The following is an 11,138-nucleotide window of genomic DNA, read 5'->3' on the forward strand; positions in this document are numbered from 1 at the left end:
CCCCGCCCTCTTCCACCGGGGCGAAGAAGCCGAACAACAGGAGCCGGCCGTCACTGTCCACGACCTGGCCGACAAGGCTTGTCACGATCCGCAGGCTGCCGGTCTTCGCCCGCACGTCGCCGGCACCGGCTCGGGTGTCGGCCGAGTCGTAGCGGTCGTTCAGCGTCCCGGAGAACCCGGCCACCGGGAGCCCTGTGATCAGTGTTCGCAGCGCTGGGTGCCCGGGCAGGACGGCCGTCCGCAACAGTGCCACGAGCGTGGCCGGGGCAATCCGGTTGGACGTTGACAGACCGCTCGTGTCCGCAAGGTAGGTTCCGGCCGTCGGCACGCCCAGTTCCCGCAGGACGTCGAGTACCGCGCTGGTGGCACCGGCGAACGAAGTCGGCAGGCCGCGGGCGTGTGCCACCAGCCGGCCGAGGTTCTCGGCGAGGTCGTTGTCGGAGTAGGTGAGCATTCGCTCGACCAACAACGGGATCGGCGGACTCTGGACGGCGGCAACCTGCCGTGCGCCAGGCTGGGCGACGCCGGTGGCTGGCAGGGCGCCGATTTCGGTCGAGTTAACCTGCACTCCGGAACGGCGCAGCGCCGCCGCGAAGGCGTTGGCGGCGGCCATCGCCGGCGAGTTCGTGCGCGGGCCGGTCGCGCCCGCGGCGCTGCGACCACCGTCCACCTCGAGCGCGGAGACCGGTGTGACGTTGCCGTCGGTCACATAGCTGTCGCGCCAGCCCTCAGCGATGGGCGGTCCGGTGAACAGTGTCTGGTCTGCGACCACACGGTCGACATGGGTGACGCCGGTCTCACGTACCTGTGCGGCGAGGTCCGACAGGCGTGCGAAAGAGGGGTAGACGGTGGGTCCGGCGGCTGCGGTCAGTGTCGGATCGCCCGCACCCACCAGCCACAGGGTCCCGCCGCCGCCGACGATGGTCGCAGCACCATCCGCGGTGGCGGGTGGACTGTAGAAGACCCGGGTCGTAAGGGTTTCCCGTGGGCCGAAGGTGGTCAGCGCGGCCGCGGCCACCACGGTCTTCAAGGTGGACGCCGGTGCCGTCGGCAGGTCGGAGCGGCGATCCAGCAGCACGGCTCCGGTCAGCGCGTCCACCACCAGCCCCGCCGGGTTGCCCAGCGCGGGGCTCGCAAGCGGACCGGCGAGCCGGGCGCCCAGGGCGGCGGGGTCGGCGGCCCGCGCTGCCGAATCCAGCGCCGCGAAGGGGACTGCCGCCGGTCGGGAGCCGGTGTGGGCGACCTCCGGTCGTTGCACCGGAGCGACGGACAGCTGGCCGGCGATCAGTGCTCCGGCGATGGCGGTCAGTCCGCCGACCCGACCCGCCATCCCAGGGGCCACATGCGCGAGACTACGTCGGGTGAATCCGAGTCGCATCACCTGCACGGGGAATATCCCGGACAGACCCCGCAACCGATCGAGGTCGGGAGACTTCACCGCGGGGTCACCCCGTCCGTCGGCACCAGGTAAGCGGCGAATGTTTGATTTTACATGATCGATTCGTCGCGGTCCTGGGCTGCGGTCGTAGCTGGGGACACTGGTAACAAGTACAGAACACGCGGGCGCTCCGGACGGGATGCGCCCACCGACATGACAGGGGACGGTGTGGACCTCGAGTTCGATGTGACCATCGAGATCCCGAAGGGGCAACGCAACAAGTACGAGATGGATCACCACACCGGACGTATCCGGCTCGACCGGATGCTGTTCACGTCCACTCATTATCCCTCGGACTACGGGTTCATCGAGGGTACGCTGGGCCGGGACGGTGATCCTCTGGACGCGCTCGTCCTGCTGGAGGAGCCGACGTTCCCGGGCTGCCTGGTGCGATGCCGCACAATCGGCATGTTCCAGATGAGCGACGAGAAAGGCCCGGACGACAAGGTGCTGTGTGTGCCGGTCGCGGACGTCCGCCAAGAGCACCTGCGTGACATCAGACACCTGCCCGAGTTCGACCGGCTGGAGATCCAGCACTTCTTCGAGGTCTATAAGGATCTTGAACCGGGCAAGTCGGTCGAAGGTGCGTCCTGGGTCGGCAGGACCGAAGCGGAGCGGGAGATCCTCGCCTCGGTCCTGCGCGAGAAGGAATCGGCCACCCCGACGGATCACCAGCACGACGAGTACAAGCCCGAGGCCGCCGAAGATCCAGCGGCGGAGGTGAAGTCCGCGTGAGGCACGCCTGACGCGGTCGTGACGCACCGGTGGGAGCCGCGCAGCGCGGTCGTGGTGAGGGATCTTCACTGATTCACCACCACGACCGCGATCAGTAACCGCGAGTCCGGCTGATCCCTGCCTGGATGGTCGACCGGTGAGCTACCGGTCGATGATCCATGTTAACTGGGTCACGCCCTGGTCAGAGGGGGTCTGAGCCGGAGGCGGGGATTGAACCCGCGACCTATCGCTTACGAGGCGATTGCTCTGCCACTGAGCTACTCCGGCATGGTGCTGGCCTGCATCTTGAGTATGCCAGACCACGTCGGTCTCTCTGGGCTGGCGGTGGGCGGCATCGGTGTGCGACCGCGGGTGCCGGTCCGCGGGTGCCGGTGAGTAGACGACCCGCCGACGCGCCGGTTCCACGTTGTGCAGCCACCGAGATCTGGAAGATCGGCTCGGGCGCTGATCCAGTGTGTTTCTGATGGCTATTTGTTGACGGCATGTAATTATTTCGTTACAGAAATGTGTTGGAATCTCGAGTTCAGGACGCGCCCGCCACCCCGCTCGCAGCGGTTCCGGAGAGCGTGCGTAGGGTTTCGACCATGACCGGGGACGCAACTGCAACAGCAACGAGGGGGGCTTCTCTACTCATCGCCGAGGATGACGAAGCTTCTCGAGTTGCGCTTGCCCGCAGCCTTGAACGGTTCGGGTATCGAGTGCTGGAGGCGGCAGACGGAGAGGCCGCGCTCAAGCTTTTCCAGACCACCGAGGTCGACCTCGTCGTGCTCGACGTCGCGATGCCGCGGATGGACGGATTTGCCGTCCTGAGCCGGCTGCGACAGACCAGCGAAGTACCGGTGATCATGTTGACCGGACGGGCCGAGGAGGTCGACCGTGTCGTCGGCCTGGAACTCGGCGCGGACGACTATGTGGTCAAGCCGTACTCGCTTCGGGAACTCGTCGCACGCGTGCGGGCACGGCTGCGCCGGCGTCCGGTGGAGCCGCCGCCGCAGCGCACCGGGGACGGGAACGACCCGCTCGTGTATGGCGACGTCTCCATTGACCTGCGTGCGCGTGAAGTCGCGGTTGCGGGCGAGCGTATTGATCTGACAGCGCGTGAGTACGAGCTGCTTGCCTTCCTCGCCAGTCACCCCCGCCGGGTCTTCAGCCGTGAGGAGTTGCTGGAGCAGGTCTGGGGCACGCGTTTCCAGGATCCGGCTACCGTGACCGAACATGTTCGCCGGGTACGAACCAAGGTCGAGGGGCGGCCGCCGCAACGTCGACTGGTCACCACCCTGCGCGGTATGGGATACCGCTTCGATCCCTGATCCCTGACTCCGGGGGCGGGGCCTGTCGCGGCGCCGAAAAGTAATGACAAGTTACCTTTGGTTGCCGCCCCGGTGACTCCTCGTTACGAGGATACGTCGGGGTCGTGCTGGGAGTGGGTTACCTGCCGGCGCAGGCGGCGGCGGGTTCGGGCGTTGTCCGGTGACACAGCCGCCGGAACCGGCGTCATGGGTTGCGTCCCGACGCTCGTGACGATGCTGCCGGCTGCGCTGTGACCAAGTGAGCTGACGGTAACGGAACGGTCGGTAACCGGGCGGTCCGCGGGAGAGCTGCCTGTCTGCGCATCGGCGCTACCGTCCGGCGCGGCCATGCTGTCGGGCCCCGCTGTGGTGTCCGGCCCCGAGTAAGCCGCGTCATAGGCCTTGCGTGAACCGCAGACACTTGCCCGGCTGCACGCGCATCGTCCGCCGCCTGCGTCCAGCTTGACCGTGATCTGGTCACGCGGTACATCGTGGGCAACGACCCGCCCATCGCCGTCAGGGGTACTCACCTGGGCGCCTACGGCTGGGACTTCCGCCTTGAACTGCTCGTAAAGCGGGTGCTCATACCGCAGACAGCACATCAGCCGGCCACAGGCACCACTGATCTTCATGGGATTCAATGGAAGATCTTGATCCTTGGCCATGCGTATGGTGACTGGTTCGAAGTCCGTGAGGAACGTGGCGCAGCACAGGTCACGCCCGCAGGAGCCGATCCCGCCCTGGATGCGGGCGCTGTCCCGGGCGGAAAGCTGGCGCAGGTCGATGCGGGCTCCCAGCGTTCGGGCGAGATCGCGTACGAGCGCTCGGAAATCGACTCGATGGTCGGCACTGAAGTAGATGGTGAACATGCTGTCGGTCTCGATGTAGTCGACTCCGACGACTTTCATGGGTAGCTCATGCTCACGGATCAGCCGTTTTGCGGCGACCCGTGCCTCGGCCCGGCGACGGCGGGAGACCGCGCGCCGTTCGATGTCGGGGGTCTGCGCCATCCCCACGAGAACCGGCAGTCCGCCGATGTCCTCGCTGACCCACTGCGGTGCCCACATGCATTCGGCGACCTCCGGCCCGGCATCGGTCGGGAGGAGGACCATGTCGCCGATCTTCGGTGAATATTGCCCGGGGTCGGCGTAGAAAAGCCGTCCACGCGGGGAAAAGGTTACGGCGCACATCATTGGCATACCGTCCGCACCGCCCTCGACCTGTTATGGTTACCCTCCGGGCCGCGCGGGGTCGCCGCGACGGGACGCCGCCGTGTCATCAGACTACGCCGGGCGGGTGCGACGACGTGGGTGTACGGATGACTCAGGTCGACCGATCTGCGCCCAAGCGTGTCATGCATCGTGTCAGCGCAGCCGGACGACGTCCATGCCAGGCTTGGCGGGCAGCCGGTAGAGCGCATAGGGAACCGCGATCACAGGGGTGGCGACGTTGCGAACCGGCGTCCCACCCGGAGTGAGCCCCCGTTCGCGGCCGTAGTGGGCATGTCCATGGACGGCGAGTGCGACGGGCACGGCGGATGAGTCGATGGCTGCGCCCAGATGATGGCTGCCGAGGAAGGGGAAAAGCTCGAGCGGTTCGCCGTCCAGCGTGTCCGGCACGGGGGCATAGTGGGTAAGCACGATCCGCCACTGGGTGTCAAGTTCTGCCAGCGCGGCGCATAAGGTCTGCGCGCATTGTTCACCGTGGCGGGCGAAGGACTTCATCTCATCCTCGCCGAAACTTTTCGCGCTGCGTCCGGTGAAGCCACCGGCGAAGCCTTTGGCGCCTGCGATACCGACAGTCGTCCCGTCGCTGGGCACGGTCACGGTAGATCCGTCGAGAACGGTCACCCCGGCCCGGGACAGCATCTCGGTGATGGTGGCTTGTCTGCCGTCGTGGTGGTCGTGGTTGCCGAGCACGGCGATCACGGGTAGGTCAAGGCCGCCGAACACCTCGCAGACGGCGTCAGCCTGGGCGAGTTCACCGCCCTCGGTCAGATCACCGGCGAGCAGGAACACGTCTGCCTCGTCCGCGGCCCGTTCGAACAGCGTCCGCAACCTCGGCCCGGCTCCGGCTTCGATGTGTAGGTCGCCTACTGCCGCGATCGTGACCATGTGACCATCTTTCCGTGAGCGCCGCCCGGTCGTCCAGAGGGACACTACGACGCGACGGTGCACGCCAACAGGTTCGCTCCCACGAGGGTGTGCGCGTCCAGATGGCCAAAGGGCGTGCGATGTTCGTCAGATCGCACGCCTGGAGGCCGCAGTCTCCGGAGTGCTAACGGCCCGAAGGGACGGCCTGTAGTGGTCAACGAGCAGGATGCGGTGTTCGGCGACGTCGCGGACTGGAGCGATGGCCCGGTCTGGGGTGATGGCGCAGACGGGTGCATGGTTGACGTGCACGAGCATCCCGACAGCGCGATCGGATCGTCCCCACCGCACACCCGGGCCTACCGCGCGGGTGTGCTGGAGGCTTCCGGGTTTCCGGTTTCGGCGGTCGGTGAGCATCTGGAGCGGCCGGGTACGGTCGTGTGGCTCGATCTGTGCGCGCCGGATCACGCCGGCCTCCATACCATCGCCCGCCTGCTCAAGCTCGACCCGCTGGCCCTTGAGGACGCGGTCAGCCCCGGCGAGCGGCCGAAGGTCGACCGTTACCGCACCCACCTGTTCCTCAACGCCTATTCAGTGGGGTTGGATCTGGGCACCGGTGCGCTGGCCGCGCACGAGATATCCGCGTTCGTCACACCGTGGGTACTGGTGACGGTCCGCGGCGACGAGGGCTTCGACATCGACGCGGTCGTCCGGCACTGGGACGTGAATGCCGATCTTGCGGTGCACGGGGTCGGCTTCCTGCTGCACGGTCTGATCGATTATCTGGTCGACGGCTATTTCGACACCGTGCAGGAGCTGGATGCGGAGATCGACAAGCTGGAGGATCTGCTGTTCGCGGACACTCCGGACGACGTCCTGGTCCAGCGGCGCAGTTTCGAGATCCGCAAGAGTCTGGTCCTCCTGCGCCGCGACGTGTTGCCGATGCGAGAGGTCGTCAACACCCTGATGCGCCGGGATCTTCGGATCATCGATGAGGCGATGCTCCCCTACCTTCAGGACGTCTATGACCACGTGCTGCGGGCGACCGAATGGACGGAGAGCCTTCGCGATCTCGTCACGACGATCCTGGAGACCAACCTGACCATCCAGAGCAACCGCCTGAACGTCATCATGAAGAAGCTGACCGGCTGGGCCGCGGTGATAGCGGTGCCGACCGCCGTCACCGGGTTCTACGGTCAGAACGTCCCGTATCCCGGATTCGGTAGCGAGTGGGGTTTCCTCGTCAGTCTGGTCATTCTTCTCGGATGCGCGAGCGGGCTCTACCTCGCCTTCCGGCGGCGGGGATGGCTGTAGCCGGTTCCGTTCCGGTTCAGGAACCGGCTACTTGGACGCCTCGGGCTACTTGGACGCCTCGCGCAGCAGGTGCCGCGCTATGATCAACTGCTGGATCTGCGAGGTGCCTTCGTAGATCCGGAAAAGCCTCGCGTCCCGGTAGAAACGCTCGACCGGGACTCCTCTGATGTAGCCCGCGCCGCCGTGAATCTGGACCGCCCGGTCGGCGACCCGGCAGACCATCTCGCTGCAGAAGTACTTCGTCGCGGACGGCCCGACCTTGGTGTCGGCGCCGGCGTCAAAGGCTCGTGCGGTCTCGACCACCAGCGCGCGGCCGGCGTACAGGTCGGTCACCGAATCGGCGATCATGCCCTGGACAAGCTGGTAGTCCCCGATCGGCCGGCCGCCCTGGTGTCGCTGTGCGGCCCAGGACACCGACTCGTCCACCAGCCGCTGTGCGAGCCCCACGCACAGCGCGGCGATGTGGATGCGGCCGTGGGCCAGGCAGCGCATGGCGGTCGCGAAGCCGTACCCCTCGCCGGTGTCCCCGCCGACGAGGTGGGTGTGGGGAACGCGTACCTCGTCGAGGTAGACGTCCGAGCTCCACGCACCGGCCTGGCCCATCTTGTGGTCCCGCGGTCCGATCGTGAGCCCCGGTGAGCCCTTGGGCACGATGAAGTTGGAGATGCCACGGGTCGCCGGCACGTCGGGGTTCGTGCGGGCGAACACGAAGATGGCGTCGGCGATCGGGGCGTTGGTGATGTACCGTTTGGCACCGCTGATCACCCATTCGTCACCGTCGCGGTAGGCGCTGGTGGTCAGGGTGGACGGGTCCGAACCGGCGTCGGCCTCGGTGAGCCCGAACGAAGCGGTCACCTCACCGGAGGCCAGCAGCGGCAGCCAGTGCCGTTTCTGCTCCTCGGTGCCGCCCTCAATGATCACATGCCCGGCGATGCCGTTGTTGGTACCGAACATCGACCGCAACGCGGGCGTCGTGTACCCGAGCTCGAAGACGAGCCGCGCCTCTTCGCTCATGGACAGCCCGAGGCCGCCGTACTCCGCCGGGATGGCAAAGCCCCACAGGCCCATCTCCTTGGTGGCGTCCCGGATGTCGAGCGGAACCTCGTCCTTCTCGTCGATCTCGTTCTCGACCGGTACGACACGATCGCGGATGAACGTCCGCACGGTCGTCAGGATCTCGGAGAAGTCCGCCGCATCCATGCTGTTACCTCCGCAGGGTTCGGGATCTCAACTTCGGTTCACGGTCTCTAGATGGCCAAAGGGCGCGCGACGATCGTCAGATCGCGCGCCCGGAGGCCGCCTATTATCTCTAGATGGCCAAAGGGCACGCGACGATCGTCAGATCGCGCGCCCGCAGGCCGCAGTCCTTGGAGCGCTACCGGGTGGGGCCGGTGACCGGCGGTGCTGCGCATACGATCAGATCGATGATATACACGATAACTCTACTGATGCATGGGTCAACCATCCGGCGCGACCGCGTGCGCCGGCGCACGTGACCAGCGATGATCCGGTATGGGTGAACTCCGTCGAATCGGCCCCGCCCCCACCGACTGTGAGGAGCATGACGAATGCTTGACGCCGTGATCTGTTCGCCGCTGCGTACGCCGGTCGGTGGTTTCGGGGGCGTCTTCACCGATACCCCCGCCACAGAGCTTGCCGCCACCGTGATCCGGGCACTGGTCGAGCGGACCGGTGTGCCGGCGGACGCGATCGACGACGTGGTGTTCGGCCAGTGCTACCCGAACGGGGAGGCACCGGCGATCGGACGGGTCGCCGCCCTCGACGCCGGCCTCCCGATCGAGGTGCCGGGCCTGCAACTCGACCGCCGCTGTGGTTCTGGCCTGCAGGCCGTGCTGTTCGCCGGCATGCAGGTGCAGACCGGCGTGGCAGACCTCGTCCTGGCCGGTGGGGCCGAGAGTATGAGTCAGGCGGAGTTCTACACGACCGGGATCCGGTGGGGGACGAGGAAGCCGAGTGTCGACCTCGTCGACCGGCTGGCGCGTGGCCGGGTCACCGCGGGTGGGAAGGACCACCCGGTACCGGGCGGAATGCTGGAGACCGCGGAGAACCTCCGCCGCGAGTACGGAATTTCCCGTACCGAGCAGGATGAGCTCGCGTTGCGGTCACATCAGCGGGCGGTCGCGGCGCAGCAGGCCGGCTACTTCGCCGACGAGATCGTGCCCGTGGCCGTCACCGACCGCAAGAAGGGCACCGTCCTCGTCGACACCGACGAGCACCCACGTGCGGATTCGAGCCTGGAGCGGCTGGCCGCCCTGCGGCCGATGATGGCGCGCAGCGACCCGGAGGCAACAGTCACCGCTGGTAACGCCAGCGGCCAGAACGACGCCGCGGCCGTCTGTCTGGTCACCCATCGTGAGCGGGCAGAGCAGCTCGGGCTGCGTCCGCTCGGACGCATCGTGTCGTGGGCGGTCGCCGGGGTACCGCCGCGGACGATGGGAATCGGGCCGGTTCCCGCGACCGCGCGGGCGCTGGACCGGGCCGGCCTCAAACTCGCCGACATCGATCTGATCGAGTGCAATGAGGCGTTCGCCGCCCAGGTGCTGGCGGTGACCCGGGAGTGGGCGTTCGCTCCGGCTGACTTCGACCGGCTGAACGTGAACGGGTCGGGCATCTCCCTTGGGCACCCGGTCGGCGCGACGGGCGTGCGCATTCTGGCGACCCTGTTGAACGAGATGCACCGGCGAGGCGTCCGTTACGGTCTGGAGACGATGTGCATCGGTGGCGGCCAGGGCATCGCAGCGGTGGTGGAGCGGATCGTCTGACGTCTTCCGGTCGGCGCTGCCCTGCCCTGCCCTAGCCGCCGGTGAACCGCGGTGGGCGGCGTTCGTTGAACGCACTGGCAGCCTCGAAAAGATCATGAGATGGCATGAATGCGGCGTTCCAGGCCCGGACGTAGCGCAGGCCGGTCTCGACCACGGGGCTACGGGCGGCGTCCAGAACGTCCTTGACACCCGCGACGACCAGCGGCGGGTTGGCCGCGATCTCCTCGGCGAAGGCATGGGCGGCGGCGAGCGCGGCGGCCGGGTCCGGTAGGACGTCGTTGACCAGCCCGATCCGCTCGGCGCGGGCCGCGTTGATATCCCTGCCCGTCAGGGCGAGTTCCCGCAGGTGGCCGTCCCCGATGATGGCGGGTAGGCGTTGCAGGCTACCCACGTCGGCGACCATGCCGGCCTTCACCTCTCGCACGCTGAACCTCGCCTCGGCGCTGGCATACCGGACGTCGCAGGCAGCCACCAGGTCGACCCCGCCGCCGATGCACCAGCCGCTGATCGCGGCGGCGACGGCCTTGCGGCAGGCCGCGACCGTGGTGAGCGCATCCTGCATGGACCGCAGTTTGTGCAACAGCAGGGTGCGCCCGCGAGCGAGACCGCCGTCGTCCCTGGTCGGTCCGATGACCTCCCCGAGCATGGTCCGCAGGTCCAGGCCGTAGCAGAAGTTGTCACCGGAGCCGGTGACCACCACGGCGCGAACGCTGTCGTCGGCGTCTAGCGCGGCGAATACCAGCGGAACCTCGCGCCAGAAGTGCGGGCCCATGGCATTGCCCTTGCCCGGGCCGACAAGCGTGACCTGAACGATCGGGCCGCGACGCTCGACCCGTAGCGACATCAGCGGTTGCGTAGGTGGATCGGTGAACACGTACGGTTCCAGGCTGATCTGTTCGCGACTGATGGGACTCTCCTATGTTGATCACTGCAGCCCGGGTAGCGATGCGGTTCGGTGCACCCGCAAAGATCATCGGTAGAGGACGGCGTTCGCACTGCCGGCGAAGCCCGGCGACTGGGCCAGGTAGTCCATCGATGAGCTCGAGCGCAGCGTGAGGTCGAGCGTTGCCGCCACGCAGTTGTTGTAGGAGTTCACGATGAGCTTGCCCTGCACCCGGATCGTCGAACCTGCCACGTCGGTGAAGAACAGGTCCGCCACACAACCGAGTTCCGGGTAGGAGGCCCGTCCGACGTTGTCTCCGAGGTCACCGTTGGTAAGCGAAATCTTCACTGTGTACGTTGCTGATCCGGGCTGGCTCACGCTTCCAGACCAGGAACCCGGGAAGCCCGAAGGCATGTCGTAGGTCCGCGACGTCGGCGCGGGCGCCGCTGAGGACCGTTGCGTGGCGGGCGAGTGACCGGAACCGGCGGCACCGCCTGCGCCGCCACCGTTGCCTGCTCCGGATCCGGCGATGGCGCCAGCAGTCGGGTTCTGGACGGCCACGGTGAGCGGGGTGGTCGGCAGCGCAGTGGTCGGTCGATCGGGGGT

General features: G+C 67.2%; 9 protein-coding genes, 1 tRNA gene and 1 pseudogene. 4 read left to right on the forward strand and 7 right to left on the reverse strand.

Translation table 11 applies throughout. From position 1 onward, the window contains the following. The coding region (gene dacB, locus U9978_RS19295; protein WP_322762546.1) for a D-alanyl-D-alanine carboxypeptidase/D-alanyl-D-alanine-endopeptidase at positions 1 to 1,330 on the reverse strand (1,330 nt) is incomplete at its 3' end. A 261-nt stretch (positions 1,331 to 1,591) separates the two neighbouring features. On the opposite strand from dacB, the gene U9978_RS19300 reads away from it, so the two are divergent. Further along, positions 1,592 to 2,173, forward strand: coding sequence for an inorganic diphosphatase (locus tag U9978_RS19300; protein ID WP_416211048.1), 582 nt, complete (start codon positions 1,592 to 1,594; stop codon positions 2,171 to 2,173). A 195-nt stretch (positions 2,174 to 2,368) separates the two neighbouring features. On the opposite strand, the gene U9978_RS19305 is transcribed toward U9978_RS19300, so the two are convergent. After that, positions 2,369 to 2,440 (reverse strand) — tRNA-Thr (locus U9978_RS19305). Between the two features lie 317 nt (positions 2,441 to 2,757). Here U9978_RS19305 and U9978_RS19310 point away from each other — a divergent pair. After that, the gene (locus U9978_RS19310) at positions 2,758 to 3,483 is read left to right on the forward strand and encodes a response regulator transcription factor (RefSeq protein ID WP_322747734.1); all 726 of its coding nucleotides are present in this window, start codon (positions 2,758 to 2,760) and stop codon (positions 3,481 to 3,483) included. An 83-nt stretch (positions 3,484 to 3,566) separates the two neighbouring features. Here the strand turns inward: U9978_RS19310 and U9978_RS19315 are convergent, their stop codons facing one another. Then, positions 3,567 to 4,661, reverse strand: a complete 1,095-nt coding sequence (locus U9978_RS19315) for a regulatory iron-sulfur-containing complex subunit RicT (RefSeq protein ID WP_322762537.1) — start codon at positions 4,659 to 4,661, stop codon at positions 3,567 to 3,569. 165 nt (positions 4,662 to 4,826) lie between these two features. Further along, a complete protein-coding gene (locus U9978_RS19320) occupies positions 4,827 to 5,576 on the reverse strand; it encodes a metallophosphoesterase family protein (protein WP_322762538.1) in 750 nt (249 codons plus the stop codon). Positions 5,577 to 5,765: 189 nt separating this feature from the next. Between U9978_RS19320 and U9978_RS19325 the strand changes: the two genes are divergently transcribed. Beyond that, entirely contained in the window at positions 5,766 to 6,866 is a 1,101-nt protein-coding gene (locus tag U9978_RS19325) for a magnesium transporter CorA family protein (RefSeq protein ID WP_322762539.1), read from the forward strand. A gap of 45 nt (positions 6,867 to 6,911) precedes the next feature. Here the strand turns inward: U9978_RS19325 and U9978_RS19330 are convergent, their stop codons facing one another. After that, on the reverse strand, positions 6,912 to 8,066 hold the full coding sequence (locus U9978_RS19330; RefSeq protein ID WP_322762540.1) for an acyl-CoA dehydrogenase family protein: 1,155 nt from the start codon (positions 8,064 to 8,066) through the stop codon (positions 6,912 to 6,914). A 368-nt stretch (positions 8,067 to 8,434) separates the two neighbouring features. Here U9978_RS19330 and U9978_RS19335 point away from each other — a divergent pair, with 368 nt between their 5' ends. Continuing rightward, a complete protein-coding gene (locus U9978_RS19335) occupies positions 8,435 to 9,649 on the forward strand; it encodes an acetyl-CoA C-acetyltransferase (RefSeq protein WP_322762541.1) in 1,215 nt (404 codons plus the stop codon). 31 nt (positions 9,650 to 9,680) lie between these two features. On the opposite strand, the gene U9978_RS19340 is transcribed toward U9978_RS19335, so the two are convergent. Then, on the reverse strand, positions 9,681 to 10,493 hold the full coding sequence (locus tag U9978_RS19340; protein ID WP_416211049.1) for a crotonase/enoyl-CoA hydratase family protein: 813 nt from the start codon (positions 10,491 to 10,493) through the stop codon (positions 9,681 to 9,683). 126 nt (positions 10,494 to 10,619) lie between these two features. After that, positions 10,620 to 11,138, reverse strand: a pseudogene (locus tag U9978_RS19345) (hypothetical protein); the annotation flags it as partial.

The organism is Protofrankia sp. Cr2, assembly GCF_963555885.1.
In the GTDB taxonomy this organism is placed as follows: domain Bacteria; phylum Actinomycetota; class Actinomycetes; order Frankiales; family Frankiaceae; genus Protofrankia.